The 22,956-nt window shown below is 60.3% G+C and carries 21 protein-coding genes; 10 read left to right on the top strand and 11 right to left on the bottom strand.

All coding sequences use genetic code 11. The annotated features are described in order from the left end of the window. Positions 1-39: 39 nt before the first annotated feature. The gene (locus ALTER154_RS09855) at positions 40-663 is read right to left on the bottom strand and encodes a 2OG-Fe(II) oxygenase (RefSeq protein WP_160086637.1); all 624 of its coding nucleotides are present in this window, start codon (positions 661-663) and stop codon (positions 40-42) included. A gap of 84 nt (positions 664-747) precedes the next feature. Between ALTER154_RS09855 and ALTER154_RS09850 the strand changes: the two genes are divergently transcribed. Further along, entirely contained in the window at positions 748-1,515 is a 768-nt protein-coding gene (locus ALTER154_RS09850) for a hypothetical protein (RefSeq protein ID WP_160086635.1), read from the top strand. Here the strand turns inward: ALTER154_RS09850 and ALTER154_RS09845 are convergent, their stop codons facing one another. Beyond that, complete coding sequence (locus tag ALTER154_RS09845) at positions 1,516-2,448, bottom strand: alpha/beta hydrolase (RefSeq protein ID WP_160086633.1); 933 nt, start codon at positions 2,446-2,448, stop codon at positions 1,516-1,518. Positions 2,449-2,533: 85 nt separating this feature from the next. Here ALTER154_RS09845 and ALTER154_RS09840 point away from each other — a divergent pair, with 85 nt between their 5' ends. Next, positions 2,534-3,142: a DUF6436 domain-containing protein gene (locus ALTER154_RS09840; RefSeq protein WP_160086631.1), complete on the top strand. Its 609-nt coding sequence runs from the start codon at positions 2,534-2,536 to the stop codon at positions 3,140-3,142. Here ALTER154_RS09840 and ALTER154_RS09835 read toward each other — a convergent pair whose 3' ends face one another. Further along, on the bottom strand, positions 3,143-3,931 hold the full coding sequence (locus ALTER154_RS09835) for an ABC transporter substrate-binding protein (RefSeq protein WP_160086629.1): 789 nt from the start codon (positions 3,929-3,931) through the stop codon (positions 3,143-3,145). Between the two features lie 219 nt (positions 3,932-4,150). On the opposite strand from ALTER154_RS09835, the gene ALTER154_RS09830 reads away from it, so the two are divergent. Then, positions 4,151-5,650 carry a methyl-accepting chemotaxis protein gene (locus ALTER154_RS09830; protein ID WP_090254556.1) on the top strand — a complete coding sequence of 500 codons (1,500 nt, stop codon included), beginning with the start codon at positions 4,151-4,153 and terminating at the stop codon, positions 5,648-5,650. Here the strand turns inward: ALTER154_RS09830 and ALTER154_RS09825 are convergent. Continuing rightward, a complete protein-coding gene (locus ALTER154_RS09825; protein WP_160086627.1) occupies positions 5,640-6,668 on the bottom strand; it encodes an AraC family transcriptional regulator in 1,029 nt (342 codons plus the stop codon). The two genes, ALTER154_RS09830 and ALTER154_RS09825, sit on opposite strands and share 11 nt — an antisense overlap. A gap of 115 nt (positions 6,669-6,783) precedes the next feature. On the opposite strand from ALTER154_RS09825, the gene ALTER154_RS09820 reads away from it, so the two are divergent. The 7 genes from ALTER154_RS09820 (at position 6,784) to ALTER154_RS09790 (ending at position 14,963) form a co-directional block, all read left to right on the top strand. Then, complete coding sequence (locus ALTER154_RS09820) at positions 6,784-9,159, top strand: penicillin acylase family protein (RefSeq protein ID WP_160086625.1); 2,376 nt, start codon at positions 6,784-6,786, stop codon at positions 9,157-9,159. A 16-nt stretch (positions 9,160-9,175) separates the two neighbouring features. Further along, on the top strand, positions 9,176-10,669 hold the full coding sequence (locus ALTER154_RS09815) for a M20 family peptidase (RefSeq protein WP_160086623.1): 1,494 nt from the start codon (positions 9,176-9,178) through the stop codon (positions 10,667-10,669). 144 nt (positions 10,670-10,813) lie between these two features. Then, a complete protein-coding gene (locus ALTER154_RS09810; RefSeq protein WP_160086621.1) occupies positions 10,814-11,029 on the top strand; it encodes a hypothetical protein in 216 nt (71 codons plus the stop codon). Between the two features lie 208 nt (positions 11,030-11,237). Continuing rightward, on the top strand, positions 11,238-11,708 hold the full coding sequence (locus ALTER154_RS09805; protein WP_160086619.1) for a hypothetical protein: 471 nt from the start codon (positions 11,238-11,240) through the stop codon (positions 11,706-11,708). Between the two features lie 93 nt (positions 11,709-11,801). Continuing rightward, complete coding sequence (locus tag ALTER154_RS09800) at positions 11,802-12,251, top strand: hypothetical protein (protein ID WP_160086617.1); 450 nt, start codon at positions 11,802-11,804, stop codon at positions 12,249-12,251. Positions 12,252-12,440: 189 nt separating this feature from the next. Further along, positions 12,441-14,639 carry an OsmC domain/YcaO domain-containing protein gene (locus ALTER154_RS09795; RefSeq protein WP_160086615.1) on the top strand — a complete coding sequence of 733 codons (2,199 nt, stop codon included), beginning with the start codon at positions 12,441-12,443 and terminating at the stop codon, positions 14,637-14,639. Positions 14,640-14,711: 72 nt separating this feature from the next. Beyond that, entirely contained in the window at positions 14,712-14,963 is a 252-nt protein-coding gene (locus ALTER154_RS09790) for a TIGR03643 family protein (RefSeq protein ID WP_090254542.1), read from the top strand. Positions 14,964-14,979: 16 nt separating this feature from the next. Here ALTER154_RS09790 and ALTER154_RS09785 read toward each other — a convergent pair whose 3' ends face one another. From ALTER154_RS09785 to ALTER154_RS09755, 7 genes are all read right to left on the bottom strand, one after another. Then, on the bottom strand, positions 14,980-15,918 hold the full coding sequence (locus tag ALTER154_RS09785; RefSeq protein WP_160086613.1) for a sensor domain-containing diguanylate cyclase: 939 nt from the start codon (positions 15,916-15,918) through the stop codon (positions 14,980-14,982). 143 nt (positions 15,919-16,061) lie between these two features. Then, the gene (locus ALTER154_RS09780) at positions 16,062-16,955 is read right to left on the bottom strand and encodes an ABC transporter permease subunit (RefSeq protein WP_090254539.1); all 894 of its coding nucleotides are present in this window, start codon (positions 16,953-16,955) and stop codon (positions 16,062-16,064) included. Continuing rightward, positions 16,952-17,833 carry an ABC transporter permease subunit gene (locus ALTER154_RS09775; RefSeq protein ID WP_167147075.1) on the bottom strand — a complete coding sequence of 294 codons (882 nt, stop codon included), beginning with the start codon at positions 17,831-17,833 and terminating at the stop codon, positions 16,952-16,954. The genes ALTER154_RS09780 and ALTER154_RS09775 overlap by 4 nt, the downstream gene beginning before the upstream one ends. 26 nt (positions 17,834-17,859) lie before the next feature. Beyond that, positions 17,860-19,002 (bottom strand): polyamine ABC transporter ATP-binding protein, encoded by a 1,143-nt coding sequence (gene potA / locus ALTER154_RS09770; RefSeq protein WP_090254534.1) that lies wholly within the window; start codon positions 19,000-19,002, stop codon positions 17,860-17,862. A 113-nt stretch (positions 19,003-19,115) separates the two neighbouring features. Further along, complete coding sequence (locus ALTER154_RS09765) at positions 19,116-20,207, bottom strand: polyamine ABC transporter substrate-binding protein (RefSeq protein ID WP_160086611.1); 1,092 nt, start codon at positions 20,205-20,207, stop codon at positions 19,116-19,118. A gap of 68 nt (positions 20,208-20,275) precedes the next feature. Further along, positions 20,276-21,373, bottom strand: coding sequence for an extracellular solute-binding protein (locus ALTER154_RS09760; protein ID WP_160086609.1), 1,098 nt, complete (start codon positions 21,371-21,373; stop codon positions 20,276-20,278). Between the two features lie 158 nt (positions 21,374-21,531). After that, positions 21,532-22,905 carry an aspartate aminotransferase family protein gene (locus ALTER154_RS09755; RefSeq protein ID WP_160086607.1) on the bottom strand — a complete coding sequence of 458 codons (1,374 nt, stop codon included), beginning with the start codon at positions 22,903-22,905 and terminating at the stop codon, positions 21,532-21,534. Between the last annotated feature and the right edge of the window lie 51 nt (positions 22,906-22,956).

Genomic DNA, 22,956 nt, shown 5'->3' with positions numbered 1-22,956 from the left:
TAGCTCGCGAGATCGTGAACAGGTTCTAGCCAATCTTGACTAGAACGGCCCATTGCCCCGCCGGCGAAACCAGCCGGTCAGCGACAGTCGATCACGGCTGGCCGGCAAGACCTCATGGGGCATGTCGGCGGATAGAAACAACAGCAGGCTGCCCGCTTGCGGCAATACGTCGCGAGTCTCGCCATTCGGTAGGTACAGGCGCAGCGCGCCGCCTTGTTCGGCCTGCCAATCCTCATTGAGGTAGAACACCGCGGACACCGCGCGGCGGTCGTCATCACGAAAGCGGTCCACGTGCTTCTGGTAGAACGCACCCGGTGGATACAGGGCGAAATGCCCCTCGAAATCCTCCAGCCCCAGGTACAAGCCCTGGTTCAGCGCCACGCGCAGCTCATCAAACGCCTGTAGATATTGATCACAGGCCTCAGCCTGACCGGCCTCCAGCCACTGGATATGATCGCCGCGCACCCCTTCGCGGATCTGCTGCTGCACGCCACGGCCGACGCCGGCGGGTGCCAATGCACCGTGTGCGGCACGTTTACGGCACTCTTCGGCCAGGTCGAGGGTCAGAGAGGGGGCAATAAACTGCGGCTGCAGTGACCACCCCTGTTCGGCCAGGTCGTCAACGATGCGGGTCAGGAGCGCGGTATGGGTATCGGTCGTCATGCCGGCAATTCTACCAGCGCCCTGCCGAGCCTCGACAAGCGTCAGCATGCCGCAGAAAATAGCCGCCCCTGAATGGAGTCCCTAATGCGCGCCCTTTCCGTTGTACTGACCCTGCTGCTCAGCCTGCCCGCCCTGGCCGACGATTACCTGCAGCTGTATCAGGCGGCCGGCTGGCCGCAACAGCGCATGCACTTCAGCGATGCCTTGCAGGCCGCCCAGGAACGCTACCGCAGCAGCCTGCCGCCGGCGGTGCATCAAGCATTGGTGAACAACAGCAACCAGCGCTTTGCCGCAGCGGCCGTGGATCAGCGCGCGCAACAAGGTCTGCGTGACAACCTCGGCGAGCCGGGCAGCGCCCTGCAGTTTTTCCTGTCGCCACTGGGGCGCAAGATTGTCGATGCCGAGCTGCTCGCCACCCGCAGCGATCAACTGGCGCGCTACGCCAACGGCCTGCCACGCAGTGAGGCCAGCGCCACCCGCCGCCTGCTGATTCGCCACCTTGCCCAGGCCCTGCCGGCGCGGGAAGCCGGTGCCGAAGTCAGCCTGGCCCTGGCCGGTGTAGCCGCCGACAGCCTCAGCCAGATGCTCCCCGGTCTGCTCGGGGGCGACAGCGCCCAGGCCATGCTTAATGGCCAGCGCCAGCGGTTGATGGAGCAAATCGGGGCGGATCTGGATAACACCCTGCTGCACGTCTACCGCGAGCTGAGCGACCCGGAGCTGGAAGAGTTCGTCAGTTTCGCCCAGTCCGATGCCGGCAAGGCCTACTACCAGGCCGCCCTGGCGGCGATCCGCAGCGGCCTGGCGGTTGGCCAGAGCAGCGCAGCGCTGGCTCCGGCGCCGCGCGGTATCTGATTAGCTCAACCGCTGGCTAAGAAACTCGAAATAGCGCTGGCGCAAGGCCGGCGTTTCGTTGGCCAGGTGGTGCCGCGCCTCGGGCAGACGCAGCATCTGCGGGTCAGCGAACTTGTCCTGCAGCACCCGCAGGTTGTAGCGCCAGGCCACCGTCATGTCGGCTTCCCCCTGAATGATCAGAGGGCTGCGCGTACTGCGCGGCGCGGCTTCGATGTGCGGCACCCATCGGCTGAGCGCCCCAACCCAGGCGGTCGGCAAATTGCGCGGCTGCAGCGGATCCTGGTGGTGAACGAAATCGATAAACTCGGCATCGCTGGAATTGACGCTGAAACGCCGAGGAATCTCGCTGACAAAGCGCTTCATGATGCGGTAACTGAACTGTGACCAGCCCCAGGCGCGTGGCCGCACCAGCGGTGCCAGCAGAATGGTTTCACCAATTTCCGACCTCGGTGCGCCGGTCAGCAGGTAATCAATCAGAATCGCCCCACCCGTACTCTGCCCGCACAGGTGCCAGGGCTGCGGCAACGCCAGGGCTGCCGCTTCGGCCAGCACTGCGCGCAACACCGTTTGATACTCGCTGAACGCACCGATGCTCGCCCGCGCACCGCTGGACAAGCCATGCCCCGGCAAGTCGAAGGCCAGCACGGCAAAACCCATTCCAAGAGCCCATTCGATCACATGGCGATACAGGCCAACGTGGTCGTAATAGCCATGCAGCAGCACCAGCGTGGCGCGCGGCTGCTCAGGCCACCAAGCCTGCACAGCAATCTGGTAACCGGCGGCCTGCAGCGTACCCATGCGGGTGTGCGTCGCCCAAGTATCGCTGAAGCCGTAAAACTGTCGGTAGGCCTGTTCGGCCGGTAAAAGCGCAGCGGCTGCGGCCAAGGGTCGCAGAGTGGCAAGCAGGTTTTCGGGCTGAAACGGCTCTGGCATAGGGCTTCCATCAAACTTACGGGGTAATCACAGGCCATCCTGGGCCGCGCAATCAGGTTGCGGATATTCAGCTGTCGCGCCAGTCATGGCAAGCTGCGCGCCTGTTTGCCGAAGGCTGCTCATGACTCGACCCACGCGCAAGACCCTACTCGCCAGCCTACTGATTCTGTTCTGGGCAGCCGCCATGCTGGCCGCCTACTGGTGGTACGAAGCACGCTACCTGCGCAGCTTCAGTGAACAAACCGCGCTGTTCTATGGCGAACAACTGCGTCTGCCCGACGAGCTGGCCGGCCCTGGGCCAATTCGCCTGGTGCATTTTTGGGACCCCGCCTGCCCGTGCAATGTTGGCAATCAACAGCACCTGGCCGAATTGATCGAACGCTTCGGCGCCCAGGACGTTACCTTCTATGCCTTACAAAAACCCGGTACCAACGGTCAACTGCCCAGCACCCTGAGCGCCCTGCAACCCCTGGCTGAACTGGCTGGCAGCGAGCAAATTCCCGCCAGCCCGGCGGTGGCGATCTGGGACCGCAATGGCCAACTGGCGTACTTCGGCCCCTACAGCGAAGGCGCTACCTGTACCTCCAGCAACAGTTTTATCGAGCCGATTCTCGACGCCTTGGTCGCCAACCGCCCGGTCAACGCCAGCAACACCCTGGCGGTGGGCTGTTTCTGCGACTGGCAACGCCACTGACTAGCGCAGACCATCCGGGGTAAAGCGCTGAAAGATCTGCTGCGCTTCACCGCTGGCCTGCAGTTGCTTGAGTTGATGATCAAACTGCGAGATAAGCCGTTCACCACGCGGCGAGCCCCTACTGACCAGCAGATAGAACGCTTTGCTTGCGACCAGTGGCATATGCCGCAACTGCTCATGGCCCTGATAAATACCCAGCGCCAGGCCGCCATACAACGGCTCAATCTCGCTGGGGAAGAAGTCGCAACGTTGGCGCTGCAGCATATCCAGGTTCTGCTGAATGCTGGGGAAGCGCTTGATCGGCTCGCCCAAGCCAAACGGCTGGTAGTTGTAGCCAATCACACCGCACACCCGATAGGGCTGTAGGTTCTGCAGCAAGGCGGGCAACGGCACTTCGGCAAAGCGCTGCGCGGAGTAAAACAGCCCCAGGCGCGCTTCATACAACTGCGCGCTGTAATAGGCATAGGCGGCACGCTCCGCGTTGTAGCTGGCATCCCAGGTCAGCTCGCAGCGACCCTTTTCAGCAAAGTCTGCCAGCTCCTGCTGCACCCGCGCCCAGGGCATGTAGTGCACCTCATAGGGCAGCTGCAAACGCTGCAGAATCGCCAGCACCAGGGTGCTGGCCGACCCAGTCAGACGGCTGCGGTCCACCTCGCCATCGCTGCGCTGCCAATAGGTATAGGGCGGCCACTCGTTACTATCGCCCAAGCAGATCTGCACTGGCGGCGTTGCGGCCAGACAGGGCAGCCCGATCAGGGTAAACCACGCACCGACTAGCACCTGCTGCATAAGCATGACCTCCTTGCGTGCTTATGAGGCTAGATCAGTCTGAAACCAGCACGGTACCCACTGACCGCCGGCGACATGCACTGAGCCCTGTATGTTTACCGAATAAAATTGTACAAATGACATACCATGTACAACTTCTAACCATAGAAAAGCCCTGCGCACCCACGGACGGCTGCCATACTTGATCCGAATACCACGCTACTTTTTAGGTCTTTCGCCATGCCTAGCCGTCTTTCACCCTTAGAGCTGCACTACCGTAAAGCGGACCGCATCATGCTGATGGTGCTGTGGCTGATGTTTCTTTACTCGCTGGGTCTGGCGCTCTGGCACGGTACCTGGGGCCAAGCCTTGCTGGTGGGCGGTGGAACAGCGGCGGTGATGACCGTACTGCAGCAGCTGATTGCCGGGCGCCGTCTGCTGCGCTGTGCGATTGGTGCGGCGTTTATGGTGATGTCCGCACTGCACATCAACCAGGCCGGCGGCATGCTGGAAATGCACTTCGGTATTTTCGTGTTGCTGGCGTTTCTGGTGTATTACCGCGACTGGCTGCCGATCGTGGTGGCGGCTGCAGTGATTGCAGTTCACCACCTGGGCTTCTATGCCCTGCAAACCCAAGGGTTCAGCGTCACAGTGGTGGCACAAGGCAGCTGGCCCATCATCTTCCTGCATGCGTTCTACGTGGTGTTGGAAAGCGCGATTCTGATTTACCTGGCCCTGCAAACCCATGCCGAAGCCGTGGAGGGGGCCGCCCTGATGCAAACCGCCGAACAACTCACCGAAAATGACGACGCCATTGACCTGAGCTACCGCAGCAATGCTGAAGGCAAGGTCAGCAAGCGCTTTAACCGCTTCCTCGACACCCTGGATGAGCTGGTTGGCGAAGTGATCAAAGACACCCAGGGCCTGCAAACGATGGGCGACAACCTGGCCCAAGCCACCGGTCATCTGCGCAGTGGCGCCGATCGCCAGCAGGGTGAAATCGTCTACATGAGTTCAGCCATGCAGCAGATGAGCAGCGCCATTGATGAAGTGGCCGGGCATGCCGATGGGGCTGCCAGTGCCGCGCAAACGGCCAACCAGCAAGCCGCCGAAGGCAGCCGTTCGGTCAATCATGTACGCAGCGAAATCGGTAAGCTGGCCGCTCAGATCGACGTCACCGAAGGTGAAGTGCAGGCGTTGGCCAACCAATCTGAACAGATCGGTAAGGTGCTGGAAGTGATCCGTTCGATTGCCGAACAGACCAACCTGCTGGCCCTCAACGCCGCCATCGAAGCTGCTCGCGCCGGTGATCAGGGCCGTGGCTTTGCTGTGGTCGCCGACGAGGTGCGTAACCTGGCACAGAAAACCGCCCTGTCCACCGCTGAAATTCAGCAGATCATCAGCCGCTTGCAACAAGGCAGCCGTCAGGCCGCCGAAGCCATGCAGCAGAGCCGCGACAGCGTGCGCAGTTGCGTACAGGACAGCCAGGCCACTGCCGATCTGCTCGGCGCCGTGGCGCAGGACATCAGCTCGATCACTCAGATGAACGAGCTGATTGCCGCCGCCACCCACCAGCAGGCGGCCGTCAGCGCGGAGGTCAGCCAGCACCTGACCAGCGTGCAACAGGTCGCTGAACAAAACCTCAGTGATGCCGAAGCCCTGAGTCACGATGGCCAGCAACTCAGCCACTTATCTGAGCGGTTGAGCGACCTGAGCCGGCGCTTCCGCGTCAGCCGCTAGTGCGGTAAGCCTGCGGGGTCGCGCCCTGCCAGCGCTTGAACGCACGGTAGAACGGCGACAGCTCGGCAAAACCACAGGCGCGGGCCACTTCACGGATAGCCAGGCCGCTTTCCAGCAGAGTCTGCGCACGCAAGCGACGCACCTCATCGTGCAGCTGGCGAAAGCTCTGCTGCTGTTCGGTCAACGCCCGCTGAAGCCCGCTGACGCTGTAACCCAGCGCGGTGGCGCAGCGGGGCAGGTCGCACAGCTGTACGCCCAGATTGACCTCCAGCCAATAGCGCACGCGGTTGAGCAGCTGGTTTTCTTCCAGCTCGGCCAGCTCCACTTCCGCCTGCGCCCAGAGCACCGCGAACAACCGTGGGTTGGCGCTGCGCGAGGGCCGGCTGAGCCAGGCGCGCGGGAAGATCAGCGCATCATGCGCCTGGGCAAAACGCGGCAGCAGGCCAAACAGCCGGCGATGCTCACTCAGCCGACGCGGGGCCGGGTGGCGAAACTCCACACCATCGAGCGCAAAGCCGCCGTCGTTGACGCTGGCGAGCATTTTCTGCAGCAGCAGCGCCAGGCACTCCATCTGCTGGCGCAACGAACCCACGCCACGGTAATTGAGGTCGAAGATCAGCCGCGCCTGCTCGCCCTCCAGCTCCAGGCGCGCGGCAAAACCGCCGGAGAGGATGTGCTGAAAGCGTACAAAACTCTCCACTGCCTGGCCTAGGTCACGGCTGGCCAGCAGCAGGTAACCCACCACATCCATCGGCCGAGGCTGCATGGTTTCACCCAGGTGCAGACCGATGTCAGGATCACCGCTGATGCCCGCCAGCGCCTGCCAGAAACGTGGCGCGTTGTCGTGGTCCTCACGGGCATTGAGCAGCGGCGGCGCCAGTACTACGCCCTGATACGCCTGGCGATAGGTGTCGGTGGGGTCCAGCCCCAACCCCGCCAAGGCTTCGTAGAGCAGCCGGCGCAAGGTTGAAGAATGGGTCAACGCGCTGGCAATGCTGTTGTGCGGATCGTGTGGCATAGCGGCCTCTTGGATTGACCAAAGACTTTCACTCTTGCCGTATTGGGTCAATGCCTGCGCAGTCGGCAGTGCGCACAATGGCCAGGCTGATAAAACCTATAACAAGGAAAACCCCATGAAACGCACCCTGACTGCCCTGGCTCTGATCGTCGCGGCCTCTACCGCCGGCGCTTACTGGTACATCGACAGCAAGCAGCCGCAACGTGACGGCGAGCTGCAGCTGAGCCATCTGCAGGCCGCAGTCACGGTGGATTACGACGAACGCGGCGTACCGCATATCCAGGCGCAGAACGAGGCTGATATGTACCGCGCGCTCGGTTATGTGCACGCCCAGGACCGTCTGTTTCAGATGGAAATCCTGCGGCGCCTGGCCCGTGGCGAGCTGGCCGAGGTGCTCGGCAGCAAACTGGTCGACACCGACCGCCTGTTCCGCACCCTGGGCATCCGCGAACACGCCGACCGCTACGCCGCGAAGATGGACATGAACGCCCCGGCCAGCCAGGCGTTGCAGGCTTATCTGGATGGCATCAACCAATACCAGGCCAACCACCCGGCGCCGATCGAGTTCGATGTGCTGGGCATTGAAAAACGCCCGTTCAACGTCGCCGACACCCTCAGCGTCGCCGGCTATATGGCCTACAGCTTTGCTGCCGCCTTCCGCACCGAGCCGGTGCTGACGCACATCCGCGATCAGCTGGGCGCCGATTACCTCAAGGTCTTTGACCTCGACTGGCACCCGCAGGGCGTGGTCGGGCAAAACCTCGCGGCCGGCGACTGGCAGGACCTCAATGCCATCGCCGAGCTGAGCCACGCCGCGCTGCTGGATGCCGGCCTGCCGCAGTTCGAGGGCAGTAACGCCTGGGCGATCTCCGGCAGCCGCACCGCCAGCGGCAAACCGCTGCTGGCCGGCGACCCGCATATCCGCTTCGCCGTGCCGTCGGTGTGGTACGAGGCCAACCTGAGTTACCCCGGTTTCAGCCTGTACGGCCATCACCAAGCGCTTAACCCAGTGGCCTCGCTGGGCCACAACCGCGACTTTGCCTGGAGCATCACCATGTTCCAGAACGACGACCTCGACCTGATCGCCGAGAAAACCAACCCGGACAACCCCAACCAGGTCTGGTACCGCGGCCAGTGGGTCGAGCTGCAAAGCCGTGAGGAGCTGATCAGCGTCAAGGATGCTGAGCCAGTGCGCCTGACCATCCGCCGCTCGCCGCACGGCCCGATCATCAACAGCGCCCTGGGCGAAACCGTCGGCAGCACGCCGATTGCCATGTGGTGGGCGTTCCTCGAGACCGAGAACCCGATCCTCGATGGTTTCTATCAGCTCAACCGCGCCGCCACGCTGGAGCAAGCCCGCGTCGCCGCCGAGCACATCGAAGCGCCCGGATTGAACGTGGTGTGGGCCAACGCCACAGGTGATATCGGCTGGTGGGCGGCGGCGAAACTGCCGCGCCGCCCGGCCGGGATCAACCCGAGCTTTATCCTCGACGGCAGCAACGGTGAAGCGGAAAAAGACGGCTACTACCCGTTCAGCGCCAACCCGCAGGAAGAGAACCCCGCGCGCGGCTATATCCTCTCCGCCAACTACCAGCCCGTATCGCCGACTGGCATGGAAGTGCCGGGCTACTACAACCTGGCCGATCGCGGCCAGCGCCTCGACGAACGCCTGCGCGACACCAGCGTGAAGTGGGACGTACACAACAGCCAGGCGCTGCAACTGGAGCCAGGCACCGGCTACCCGCAACGCCTGCTCGCCCCGCTGGCAGCTGACCTGCGGGCCGCCGCCACTGGCAGCGAAGAGCAGGCGCTGGTCGAGCAGCTGCTCAACTGGGATGGCCAGCATCAGGTCGAGAACACTGCGGCTACGCTGTTCAACCAGCTGGTTTACCAGTTGGCGCGCGAAGCCATGGCCGATGAACTGAGCGACGCCTTCTTCGCCAACCTGCTGCAAACCCGCGTGCTCGACAGCGCCCTGCCGCGCCTGGCCGCCGATGCCAGTTCACCCTGGTGGGACAACCGCGGCAGCGAGGCCGTGGAAAGCCGCGCCGATACCGTCAAAGCCGCCTGGCAGGCCAGCCTTGCCCACCTGCGCAGCACCCTCGGTGAAGACAGCGCGAAATGGGCCTGGGGCAGCGCACATACCCTTACGCACAGCCACCCGCTGGGCCAGCAAAAGCCGCTGGATAAGCTGTTCAACGTCGGTGCCTTTGCCGCACCGGGTGGCCATGAAACACCGAACAACCTCTCGCAACCGGTCGGCCCGGCGCCCTGGTCGGTGGTCTACGGCCCCTCGACCCGCCGCCTGATCGATATGGCAGACGCCAACAAAGCCCTGGGCATCAACCCGGTGGGCCAGAGCGGCGTATTGTTCGATCGGCATTACAAGGATCAGGCCGATGCCTATATGCGCGGCGAGTACGTGCCGATGCACCTGGATGCCGAAGCGATCAAAGCCAACAGTCGCAGCCAGCTGATTCTGCGCCCATAAGCCAAGGAGAACGGCGATGAAACGTCTGTTACTGCTTCTGCTGCTCATCCTGCTCGGCCTGCTGGCCGTGGTAGTCGGCCGCACCCTGCTGCTACCGGCTGCGGCTTACAACAGCGCGCCGGTCAGTCTGCCTGAAGGGCTGGATGGCCAACGCGCTGCCGAAAGCCTGGCGGCTGCCATTCGTCTGCCGACCCTGTCGCATCAGGTCGGCGCACCGGCCAGCCAACTGGCCGCCAGCGACGCCGCGTTCGCCGGGCTGCGCGAATGGCTGGCACTGCGCTACCCACAGGTCACCGCCAACACCGAGCCGCTCGCCACTGGCAGCCCGAGCATCCTGCTGCGCTGGCCGGGCAAGGACGCTCAATTACCCGCTGCCCTGCTGATGGCGCACCAGGACGTGGTGCCCGTCGCACCGGGCACCGAAGAGCTGTGGACCCATCCGCCGTTCTCCGGGGCGATTGCCTATGGCTTTGTCTGGGGCCGTGGCGCCATCGACAGCAAAGGCTCGATGGTGGCCATTCTCGAAGCGGTGGAAACCCTGATCGCCCAGGGCTTCCAACCACAACGCGATGTGCTACTGGCCTTCGGTCACGATGAAGAAATCGGCGGCCACCAGGGCAACCGACGCATCGCCGCGCAGTTGCAGGAACAGGGCAAACGCCTCGCTTGGGTCAGCGATGAAGGCGGCTTTGTGGTGCGCGGGCAAATCCCCGGCGTCAGCCAGGATGTCGCCGTGATCGGTATCGCAGAAAAGGGCTACGTCAGCCTGACCCTGCAAGCTAACGCACAGGGTGGCCACTCCTCGCAGCCGCCCGCCTTTGATGAAACCGCCATCGGCCGTCTCAGCCAAGCCCTGCAGCGGGTGGGCGATGCGCCCTTCCAGCGCGGTTTCGACGGTCCCACCGGCGACCTACTGGCCAGCTTTACCCCGGCGCAATCTTTCGGCTACCGGCTGATCTTCGCCAACCTCTGGCTGTTTGGCCCGCTGGTGGAACAACAACTGGCCGCATCGCCAGCCGGTGCCGCGCAGCTGCAAACCTCATTGTCGCCAACCCTGCTGCGCGCCGGGATCAAGGAAAACGTACTGCCGCCCAGCGCCCGCGCCACCCTTAACCTGCGCATCCACCCGCGCGACAGCATCGCCAGCGTGGCCACACATGTGCGCAGCGCCGTGGCGGATGAACAGATTCAGGTCAAAGTCATGCCCGGCGGGCGCGAGCCATCGGCGGTATCCGATGTCAGAGGCGAGGCCTATCAGCAGTTCGCCGAGGTGATCCGCCAGAGCTTCAGCAATACCCTTGTCAGCCCCAACCTCACCGTCGGCGGCACTGATTCGCGCTATTACGAGCCGCTGACCGACAACGTCTTCCGCTTCAGCCCACTGCTGATGGAGCGCGACGACCTGCCGCGTATGCACGGCACCAACGAGCGCGTAGCGATCGATACGCTGGCCAATGCCAGTGGGTTTTACTACCGCCTGCTGCAGACTCTGAACACCTCGGCCAACTAGGCCCAGACCACACGAGGGGCGCAATGCCCCTTGCCCGCACGGTAAGGTGGACAACGCGAAGCGAGCCCACCTTATGCTCACTTGAGCCCCCCAGTGGATACAGGCAGACTGCCGGCAGGACACTGCCACCCCACGAGGCACGATATGGACGTTGTAAAAAGCCTCAAGTCAGGCAAGAACGGCAGCAAACGCTTTGTCGAACGCTACGACGCCGAACAACAGATCAGCTACAACACCGTCGAACTGATCGTCGAACGCAAACACAAACCACCCAAACCCGCACCCAACCGCCCAAACAACCAGCGGCGCTGGTATTCGTACGCGTCGGTTTTCACGAGAAAGATATGCAATTGGCGGTAAAGCAGGCGGGTGGTAAATGGCAACCTGAAGAATAAGCCTGGTTGCTGAGTTGCAAAGCAGCAGTCGAGCTTGGGCTGCAAGAACGGATCATCAACCGCTGATGGTCAGATATGGATACGAGATAGCCAGATTTGGATACTTATTGCCAGCAGTGGCAACAGTGTGCAGATATGGATATGTCGTCTAATTATAGTTTGCTGCCATCTAAATGCCATCTCTACAGTCCATTACAGAAATTGAAGTCAGATATGTCGAGCTTAAGCACAGTCCTTCATTAGGTGAGGCGCTAATACTTTTGCGTATGCGTTGGCGCGAGGGGAAGAAAGATCGTGAGACAGCGCTCAGGCTTGCCTTTCTTGCATGGTACTCCTACACAGAGCCTGCATTTCTAACTGGCTTGCCATTAGATGAGGATCTATCTGGTATTTTCGTGGAATCATTTAATTCACTGGGTGGCGAACAATCAACTGACGCCGAGGTGTGCTTCGTATTCGGCACCATGATTGAAATTTCCACGCTATGTATGGGCGATAACTCGCATTGGCCAGCAATTGGGAAAAAGCTTATGTCACGATTTAGCGCGATTTGCCCGCAAGGCTTACCTCAGGAAATATTTTCTCAACGAGGTGCCTATGGCGCTTACTTTGGTCACATCTCACACATTCGCCCACACAGCTAACAACTTGTTCAAACCGTTCGCTTCGCTCACTGGGACGGGCTAAAGCCCGCCCCTTAACCAAACGTTATAAGTCATAGGGAATCGTTAAACCGCATGAAGAAAGCAACAATATTTATTGCAGCACTTCTGTCTGGCTGCGCTGAAATGCCAGCATATAGCAACATTGAATCTGATTTCATTGATGAATCAAAATATGTGACTCTGGAAACAGACACCTATGCTGAAAGAAAGAGCAGATCGCTTCTAAGCTTAGAAGCAAATCTAAACATAATAAGAATAAATGGAAAGAAAGTAGGCGACATCCCGTTTTCAACATATTACTACAGAAATGACTCCCCTCAGAAAGCACTATTAAAACCTGGAAAATACACAATACAACTTGAATACAAACTACCAAGTCATTTTTTGTTTGCTAACTTAGAATTCTTGGGGCACGCCGGACAAAAAATCTTAGCAAAATCAGCTTATATTGGTTTAAATCGAGTTGATGTATGGCTTGAGGACGCTGAGACAGGAAAGAAAATAAGCAGTCGCGTTAAATAACGTCCAGCAATGCTCACTGGGGCGGACTAAAGCACGCCTCAGTGAGCCCTGCACTCCAATCGACACAATTGGTGGTCGGCGCCAGTAGCACTGCGCGCTCGTCAGTCCTACCCCGCACCGCGCACCACTTCCCGCCGAAAACCCGGATAATGGCCGCCATTCGTTTAGCCCGTATTCTGGTAATCCCGCATGGAAATCAAGGTCAAGTTTCTCGACAACCTCCGACTTGAAGCCAAGTTCGATGACTTCACGGTGGTGGCTGACCAGCCCATCCGCTACAAGGGCGATGGCTCGGCGCCGGGGCCGTTTGATTACTTCCTGGCCTCCTCGGCGCTGTGTGCGGCGTACTTTGTGAAGCTGTATTGCGATACGCGCAATATCCCCACCGACAACATCCGCCTGTCGCAGAACAACATCGTTGACCCGGAAAACCGCTACCAGCAGATCTTCAAGATTCAGGTCGAGCTGCCGGCGGATATCTCCGAGAAGGACCGCCTGGGCATTCTGCGTTCCATCGATCGTTGCACGGTGAAGAAGGTGGTGCAGGCCGGGCCGGAGTTCGTAATCGAAGAGGTGGACAACCTCGATGCCGATGCCCAGGCATTGTTGATCCCCGCACTGACAGCCGGTGAAGGCACGCGCATCCTCGGCAAGGACCTGCCGCTGGAAGAAACCATCGCCAATATGTCGGGCATCATGGCCAAGCTCGGCATGAAGATTGAGATCGCCTCGTGGCGCAATATCGTGCCCAACGTCTGGTCGCTGCATATCCGCGATGCGCATTCGCCGATGTGTTTTACCAACGGCAAGGGCGCAACCAAGGAGAGCGCGCTGGCCTCGGCGCTGGGCGAGTTTATCGAGCGGCTTAACTGCAACTTCTTCTACAACGATCAGTTCTGGGGCGAGGAGATCGCCAATGCGGCGTTCGTGCATTACCCGGACGAGCGCTGGTTCAAGCCGGGGCCCAAGGATGCACTGCCGGCAGAGATTCTCGACGATTACTGCCTGGCGATTTACAACCCGGACGACGAGCTGCGCGGCTCGCACCTGTATGACACCAACTCCGGCAACACGCTGCGCGGCATCTGCTCGTTGCCGTTTGTACGCCAGTCGGATGGCGAGGTGGTGTATTTCCCTTCCAACCTGATCGAAAACCTCTACCTCAGTAATGGCATGAGTGCCGGCAATACCCTGGCCGAGGCGCAGGTGCAGTGCCTGTCGGAAATCTTCGAGCGTGCGGTCAAACGCGAAATCCTCGAAGGCGAGTTGTGCCTGCCGGACGTGCCAGCCGAGGTGCTGGCCAAGTACCCGGGCATCGTTGCCGGCATTCAGGGCCTGGAAGCCCAGGGCTTCCCGGTATTGGTGAAGGATGCTTCCTTGGGCGGCGAATTCCCGGTGATGTGTGTGACCCTGATGAACCCACGCACTGGCGGCGTATTCGCCTCGTTCGGCGCGCACCCAAGCTTTGAAGTGGCGCTGGAGCGCAGCCTGACTGAGTTGCTGCAGGGCCGTAGCTTCGAGGGCCTGAATGATCTGCCCCCGCCGACCTTTGAAAGCCAGGCGCTGATGGAGCCGAATAACTTCGTCGAGCATTTCATCGACTCCAGCGGCGTGGTGTCGTGGCGCTTCTTCAGCGCTAAAGCCGATTACGAATTCGTCGAGTGGGACTTCTCCAGCGAAGGCGAACAGGCCAACGCCGAGGAAGCCGCGACCCTGTTCGGTATTCTCGAGGCCATGGGCAAAGAAGCCTATATGGCGGTGTACGAACACCTGGGCGCCACGGCCTGCCGCATCCTGGTGCCGGGCTATTCGGAGATCTACCCGGTTGAGGACCTGATCTGGGACAACACCAACAAGGCGCTGCTGTTCCGCGCGGACATCCTCAACCTGCACAGCCTGAATGATCGCGGCTTGAAATCCCTGCTGCGCAACCTGGAAAACAGCGATGTTGACGATTACACCGATATCACCACGCTGATCGGCGTCGAGTTCGACGACAACACGGTGTGGGGCCAGCTGACGATTCTGGAGCTGAAGCTGCTGATCCACCTGGCACTGAAGAAGTACGACGACGCTAAGGAGCTGACGGAGACCTTCCTGCAGTACAACGACAACACCGTCGAGCGCGGTCTGTTCTATCAGGCACTGAATGCCGCGCTGGAAGTACAGATGGACAGCGAGCTGGAGATGAGCGACTTCGAGCCGAACTTCCGCCGCATGTTTGGCAATGAGCGCATGGACGCAGTACTGGGCTCACTGGACGGCAGCGTGCGCTTCCACGGGCTGATGCCAACCAACATGCAGCTGGAAGGGCTGGACCGTCACCTGCGCCTGATTGAAAGCTACAAGAAGCTGCATGCCGCGCGGGCCCAGGCAGTGCTGGGCTGACCGCTTGAATAACCTGCAAGCTGGCGCAGCTCGTGGGGCTGCCCGACGTGCTCAGACGGATTGAGGTGCAAGATGCTGCAATCAGCAGATGAGGTGTCACGGGTGATCGAGATGGCCTGGGAAGATCGCACCCCATTTGAGGCCATTGAGGTGCAGTTTGGCCTGCCCGAAGCGCAGGTGATCGCCTTGATGCGGCGCCACCTCAAACCGAGCAGCTTCAAACTGTGGCGTGAACGGGTCAGTGGTCGGCAGACCAAGCACCTGCAGCTGCGTGACCCGCAGGTGTCACGGGCGTATTGCCCAAGCCAATACAAGCCGCGTTAGCGCCTAACCAGGCGCCTTAAGGGGCTGCGGCCAGCATGGCCTGGTTACGCCCGGCGTGCTTGGCCTTGTAGAGCAGGCGATCAACCTGCTCGAGGAAGGCCTGAGGCGTGTCGAGCGGGCCCGGTGTCAGGGTGCCTACACCGAGGCTCAGGGTCAGCCATGCACTGACGCGCGAATGCGCGTGGTGAATCTGCTGCTCATGAATCAGCTGGCGGCAGCGCTCGGCAACCTGGGCCGCCGCCTGGGCATCGGTTTCCGGCAGCAGCAGAACAAACTCCTCACCGCCATAGCGGGCCATCAGGTCACGCGGGCGCACGGCGGCGGCGCTCAAGGCCCGAGCAACGCCTTTCAGGCAATCATCGCCCTGGATATGCCCGTAGTGATCGTTGTATTCCTTGAAGTAGTCGATATCCAGCAGGATCAGTGACAGCGGCTGACCGGTACGCTGAGCGTTGCTCCACTCCAGCTGTAAGCGGCTGTCGAACATGCGTCGGTTGGCCACGCCGGTGAGGCCGTCGAGGTAGGAGAGCTCTTCCAACTGTTGCTGCAATTGCTGCAGCTGCTGTTCGGTCTGCTTACGCTCGCTGATGTCGAACATAAAGCCAATCAGCGACTCCACCTCGCCCGCTTCATTACGCAGCACGTGCACCACATCGCGAATCCACACATAACCGCCATCTCGGGTCAGGGCGCGGTAGTCAGCCTCATGGTCGGTGCCCGCCTGGGACTGCGACACACAGAAGGCCACAACGCTGTCGCGGTCTTCGGGATGCATACGCTCTGCCCAGTCGTTGGCGCTGACCCAGCTGGCCTGCGGCCAACCGAGTAGGGTTTCGATCTGCGGGCCGATATAGGCGAAGGTCATGCTCGCCCAGTCGATCTTCCAGGGGATGGCCTTGGTCGACTCCAGCAGGGTCTTGTACACCGCGCTTTCGGTGCTGTTCGAGTCGGTCATGGCAGGCAATCCGGACGGCTGATAGCTGAGGTTGTAACCAAGATCAGCGGGCGGCGCAACACTGGCCGGGCTGACTGGTCAGTGCTGCCGCAGAATGCACAAGGGCCGCTAATGCGGCCCTTGTGGGTTACTCCGAGGTGCGATCAGGCATGCACCTGGGATGGGTCACGACGGCTGTCGGGGCCGTTCATCAGCGCGGCACCGGTGGTTTCATCCATGGCCTGCTGCAGGGCCTTCTTGCGCTTCTCTTCGGCACGGTGGGCGAAGAACCACACCAGGAAGGTGGCGAAGGACACTGCCAGCAGGATCAGGCTGGCCACGGCGTTGATTTCCGGCTTCACGCCCAGACGCACGGCAGAGAAGACTTCCATCGGCAAAGTCGTGGAACCTGGACCGGAGACGAAGCTGGCGAGTACCAGATCGTCCAGCGACAAGGCAAAGGACATCATGCCGCCGGCCGCCAACGAAGGCGCAATCATCGGGATGGTGATCAGGAAGAACACCTTCCACGGTTTGGCGCCCAGGTCCATGGCCGCTTCTTCGATGGACAGGTCCAGCTCACGCAGACGCGACGACACCACCACGGCCACATAGGCCGAACAGAAGGTGGTGTGAGCGATCCAGATGGTCAGCACACCACGCTCAGCAGGCCAGCCGATCAGCTGGGCCATGGCCACGAATAGCAGCAGCAGCGATAGACCGGTGATCACCTCAGGCATTACCAGCGGCGCGGTGACCAGGCCACCGAACAGCGTACGCCCCTTGAAGCGAGTGACGCGGGTCAGCACGAAGGCGGCCATAGTGCCCAGCGCTACGGCGGCAATCGCGGTGTAGCAGGCGATTTCCAACGAGCGCATGACCGAGTTCATCAGCTGGGTGTTGTCCAGCAGACCCATGTACCACTTCAGCGACCAGCCGCCCCACACCGTTACCAGCCGCGAGGCGTTGAACGAGTAGATGACCAGAATCAGCATGGGCAGGTAGATAAAGGTCAGGCCGGCCCACAGCATGAAGTTGGAGAAACTGAAACGCTTCATGGTCGACCCTCCATCTCTTTCGCTTGGTTACGGTTAAACAGGATGATGGGCACGATCAGGATCGCCAGCATCACCACCGCCAAGGCAGAGGCTACAGGCCAGTCGCGGTTGTTGAAGAACTCTTGCCACAGCACCTTACCAATCATCAGGGTTTCGGGGCCGCCCAGCAGTTCCGGAATCACGAACTCACCCACCACCGGGATAAACACCAGCATGCAGCCGGCGATGATGCCGTTCTTGGCCAACGGCACGGTGATTTTCCAGAAGCTGTTATAGGTGCTCGAACCCAGATCCGCGGCCGCTTCCAGCAAGCTCTGGTCGTGTTTCACCAGGTTGGCGAACAGCGGCAGAATCATGAAGGGTAGGTACGAATAAACGATACCGATGTACACCGCCAAGTTGGTGTTGAGGATCTGCAACGGCTCGTTGATCAACCCCAACCACATCAGGAAGCCATTGAGCAGGCCGTTGTTGCTGAGAATACCCATCCAGGCGTACACGCGGATCAGGATGGCCGTCCAGGTCGGCATCATGATCAGCAGCAACAGGACCATCTGCTTGTCCTTGTCGGCGCGGGCAATCGCATACGCCATCGGGAAGCCGATGACCAAACACAACAAGGTGCTGACCGCGGCCATTTTCAGGGAGCCCAGGTAAGCAGCCAGGTACAACGCATCTTCGCTGAGGAAGATGTAGTTACCCAGGTTGAGTACCAGGGTGAATTTGTTTTCCACCCAGGTGTACACGTCGGTGTACGGCGGGATGGCCACGTCGGCTTCGGCGAAGCTGATCTTCAGAACAATGAAGAACGGCAACATAAAGAACAGGAACAGCCAGAGGAACGGCACCCCGATAACCAGGTGCCGGCCCTTGGGCATACGGCGGCTGATGCTTCGGATAATGTTCATGAGCGCAATGCCACCCCGCTATCGTCCTCCCACCAGACGAACACTTCATCGTCCCAGGTAGGTCGGGCGCCACGCCGCTCGGCGTTGGCAACGAAGGATTGCACCACTTTGCCGCTTGGCAGCAGCACGTGGAATACCGAGTGGCCGCCGAGGTAGGCGATGTCATGCACGGTGCCGCGCGACCAGTTGTATTCGCAGGTCGGTTGCTCGGTGGTGACGATCAACTTCTCCGGGCGAATCGCGTAGGTGATGCTCTTATCCTGCACCGAGGTGCTGACGCCGTGGCCAACGTAGATGTTGCGTTCCAGATCCGGGCTGGCGATCAGTGCATGGCCTTCCATGTCCTCGACCACCTGGCCTTCGAACAGGTTGACGTTGCCGATAAATTCGCAGACCAGGCGGCTGGTCGGGGTTTCGTAGATGTCCACCGGACTGCCGATTTGGGCGATCCAGCCCAGGTGCATGATGGCAATACGCTGGGCCATGGTCATGGCCTCTTCCTGGTCGTGGGTCACCATGACGCAGGTTACGCCGACGCGCTCGATGATCTCGACAAGCTCAAGCTGCATCTGCGAGCGCAGCTTCTTGTCCAAAGCACCCATAGGTTCGTCGAGCAGCAACAGTTTCGGGCGCTTGGCCAGCGAACGGGCCAGAGCCACACGCTGACGCTGACCACCAGACAACTGGTGCGGCTTGCGCTTGGCGTACTGGGTCATGTGCACCAGTTTGAGCATCTCGTCGACGCGGGCGTCGATTTCAGCCTTAGGCAGTTTGTCCTGCTTGAGGCCGAAGGCGATGTTGTCAGCCACGCTCATGTGCGGGAACAGCGCGTAGGACTGGAACATCATGTTGATCGGCCGCTCGTAGGGCGGCAGGTCGGTGATGTCGACACCGTCCAGAATGATGCGCCCTTCTGTCGGTCGCTCGAAGCCGGCAAGCATGCGCAGCAGGGTCGATTTACCCGAGCCGGAACCGCCGAGCAGGGCGAAGATTTCGCCTTTGTTGATGGTCAGCGAAACGTCATCAACGGCGATGGTTTCATCAAATTTCTTGGTTACGCGCTCGATCTTGACCAGCACCTCTTTCGGTTGCTGATCACCCTCGAGAACCTTTTTATAGGCACTGGAAGCAACTGCCATTACCAAAACTCCCGCAAATAATGGGTCGTGGACCCGAATAAAATCTGCCGCGCATCACGCAGCGGGCCGTACGGTCAGGCAAAGCCTGCCGTACGCTGTGTTTCAGCTTCCGCTTACTGGCCTGACTTAATCTTCGACCAGGCGCGCGTCATCGCACGCTGGATCTTCGGAGGCAGCTCAGCAGAGATGTAGAGACGGTCCAGCACGGCTTGCGCTGGATAGACCGACGGATCGTTACGCACTTCCTGATCCATCAGTTCGCCCGCCTTGAGGTTCGGGTTGGCGTAACCCACATAGTCACTGACCTTGGCGATCACCGCAGGGTCAAGCAAGTAGTTGATGAAGGCATGCGCTTCCTTGACGTTCTTCGCATCGGCCGGAATGGCCATCAGGTCGAACCACAGGTTGGCGCCTTCCTTGGGAATACTGTAGGCAATCTCGATGCCTTTACCGGCTTCTTCAGCGCGCGCCGCTGCTTGGAATACGTCGCCGGAATAACCGAATGCCACACAGATGTCGCCGTTGGCCAGGTCGCCGATGTACTTCGAGGAATGGAAGTAGGTGACGTAAGGACGCACGGCCATCAGCTTGGCTTCGGCTTTCTGATAGTCCTCGGCATTGGTGCTGCGTGGGTCAAGGCCCAGGTAGTTAAGGACGGCCGGGAACATCTCGTCGGGCGAATCCATGAAGGCCACACCGCAGGCGTTGAGCTTCTTCAGGTTCTCTGGCTCGAAGAGCATGGCCCAGGAGTCGATCTCGTCGACGCCGAGTACTTCTTTGACCTTGGCCACGTTGTAGCCAATGCCATTGGTGCCCCACAGGTAGGGCACCGAATACAGGTTGCCAGGATCGTTGACCTCCAGCTGCTTGAGCAGCGCGGGATCAAGGTTCTCCCAGTTCGGCAGCAGACTGCGGTCGAGCTTCTGGAACGCGCCCGCTTTGATCTGCTTGCCAAGGAAATGGTTGGACGGCACCACGATGTCGTAGCCGGAACGGCCCGCCAGCAGTTTGCCTTCCAGGGTTTCATTGGAGTCGAACACGTCATACATGGCTTTGATGCCAGTAGCCTTCTGGAAGTCGGCCAGGGTGGTTTCGCCGATGTAGTCAGACCAGTTGTAGACATTGACTACGGGTTCAGCGGCTTGCACAGCGCTGATGCTGACGGCGGCGGCCAGCAGGCCAGCCAGAAGTGGGGTACGACGCATAGGAGCTTCCTTATTGTTGTGGGTGAATGCGGCGGAGCAACCCGCCGCACACCGTTAGGTCTATGGCATTACTTACCCGATTTGATCTTGGTCCAGCTGCGGTTCATCGCGCGTTGCGCGTTAGCTGGCAGATCCGGGAAGGTGTAGATCTTGGCCATGGTGGCCGCGTCCGGGTAAATGCCCGGGTCGTTGCGCAGCACTTCGTCGACCAGCGGAGTAGCCGCCGCGTTGCCGTTCGGGAACTGCACGAAGTTGGTGATGTTGGCCATGACTTCTGGCTTCATCAGGTAGTTGAGGAACACGTGAGCGGCTTCGACGTTTTTCGCATCAGCCGGGATGGCCATCATGTCGAAGAAGCTACCAGCACCTTCTTTCGGGATGCTGTAGGAGATGTTCACGCCGTTCTTGGCTTCTTCAGCGCGGGACTTGGACTGGTACAGGTCGCCCGAGTAGCCGATGGCCACACAGATGTTGCCGTTGGCCAGGTCACCGATGTACTTGGAGCTGTGGAAGTAGGAGGTCGAGGAACGGATCGAAAGGAACAGTTCTTCGGCTTTCTTCAGCTCGGCAGCATTGGTGCTATCGGATTTGAAGCCCAGGTAGTTAAGGGCTGCCGGGAGGATTTCGGTCGGTGAATCGAGGAAGGACACACCGCAGTCTTTCAGCTTGGCGATGTTTTCTGGTTTGAACACCAGGTCCCAGGAATTGACCGGTGCGTCTTCGCCCAGAGCCGCTTTAACCTTGTCGACGTTGTAACCGATGCCGATGGTGCCCCACATGTAAGGGATCGAGTACTGATTGCCCGGATCGCTTGGGTCGAGGGCCTTGAGCAGGCTCTTGTCGAGGTTTTCCCAGTTTGGCAGCTTGGACTTATCCAGCTTCTGGAACACACCGGCCTTGATCTGCTTGGCCAGGAATGGGTTGGACGGTACCACGATGTCGTAACCGGAGCTGCCGGCCAGCAGTTTGGCTTCCAGGGTTTCGTTGCTGTCAAAGACGTCGTAGACGACCTTGATACCAGTTTCCTTCTGGAAGTTGTCGAGGGTGTCTTCTGCGATGTAGTCGGACCAGTTGTAAACGTGCAGGACCTTGTCATCCGCGTGTGCGGCACTCACTACGGCCCCAGCAAGGGACAACGCGAGAAGGGTTTTGCCGAATGTGTTCATGCGTACAGCTCCTGTTGTTGTAGTCGTTTTCCGGAAGATGCGCAGCCATCTGCAGCACCTTCCGGTGAGCCTGACCTACGCATTGGCGCAGTCTGGCAAGGTCACCACCCGTTGACAACTTTCAGACGTAAGCATCTGAAACCAAAGGTAATTGAACCTTAAACCAGCACCTCTGCGGCAGTCAGGTCGAGGCATTTACGGGCCTTTTCAACCAGTTCGTCGATTTCCGCGTGGCTGATTACCAGCGGCGGCGAGATGATCATGGTGTCGCCCACGGCGCGCATGATCAGCCCGTTATTAAAGCAGTGACCGCGGCAGATCATGCCAACGCCGACATCTCCGGCAAAACGTTGGCGGCTTGCCTTGTCCTGCACCAACTCAATGGCGCCCAACATGCCAACGCCACGCACTTCACCCACCAGCGGGTGATCGGCCAGTTCACGCAAACGCTTTTGCAAATACGGTGCCGTTTCTGCCTTGACGCGCTCAACAATCTTTTCTTCGCGCAGAATCCGCAGGTTTTCCAGCGCCACAGCCGCCGCAACCGGGTGCCCGGAATAAGTGAAACCGTGGTTGAAGTCACCGCCCTGGTTGAGAACCTCGACGATATCGTCGCGCACGATCAGCCCGCCCATGGGGATGTAGCCACTGGTCAGGCCTTTGGCGATGGTCATCATGTGCGGCGTATTACCGAAGTAATCGCTACCGAACCACTCGCCGGTACGGCCAAAACCGCAGATCACTTCATCGGCAACAAACAGAATGTCGTACTTGGCGAGGATCTCGCGAATACGCGGCCAGTAGCTGTCCGGCGGGATGATCACGCCGCCCGCGCCCTGGATCGGCTCGGCAATAAAGGCGGCAACATTCTCTTCGCCGACTTCGAGGATCTTCTGCTCCAGCTGGTCAGCGGCCCAGATACCGAACGCTTCGGGGCTCATATCGCCGCCTTCACCGAACCAGTACGGCTGCGGGATGTGCACGATGCCCGGAATCGGCAGGTCGCCCTGCTCATGCATGTACTTCATGCCGCCCAGGCTGGCGCCAGCCACGGTAGAGCCGTGGTAACCGTTAACCCGGCTGATAATGACCTTCTTGTTTGGCTGCCCCTTGATCGCCCAGTAATGGCGCACCATCCGCAGCATGGTGTCGTTGCCTTCCGAACCTGAACCGGTGAAGAACACGTGGTTCATGCCGGCCGGAGCCAGCTCAGAAATCGCCTTGGCCAGCTCCAGCGCGGGCGGCGTGGCGGTCTGGAAGAACATGTTGTAGTAGGGCAGCTCTTGCATCTGTTTCGCGGCGGCGTCTGCCAGTTCCTTGCGACCATAACCAATCGCCACACACCAGAGCCCGGCCATGGCATCGAGGATCTTGTTGCCCTCGCTGTCCCACAGGTACACCCCGTCGGCCTTGGTGATGATGCGCGGCCCATTTTCCGCCAGCTGTTTGAAATCGCTGAACGGCGCGAGGTGGTGTTCGCGGCTCATGGCCTGCCACTCGCGGGTTTTCGGGTTGGTCACTTGACTGTTCATAACAACACCTTGATTACACAGGCCGCGTATTGCCGCAGCCCCAGAAAATTC

It is taken from the genome of Pseudomonas sp. 9AZ, from assembly GCF_902506525.1.
In the GTDB taxonomy this organism is placed as follows: Bacteria; Pseudomonadota; Gammaproteobacteria; order Pseudomonadales; family Pseudomonadaceae; genus Aquipseudomonas; species Aquipseudomonas peli.
The sequence above is the reverse complement of the archived record's forward strand: the minus strand, read 5'-3'. Positions and strand labels throughout refer to the sequence as shown.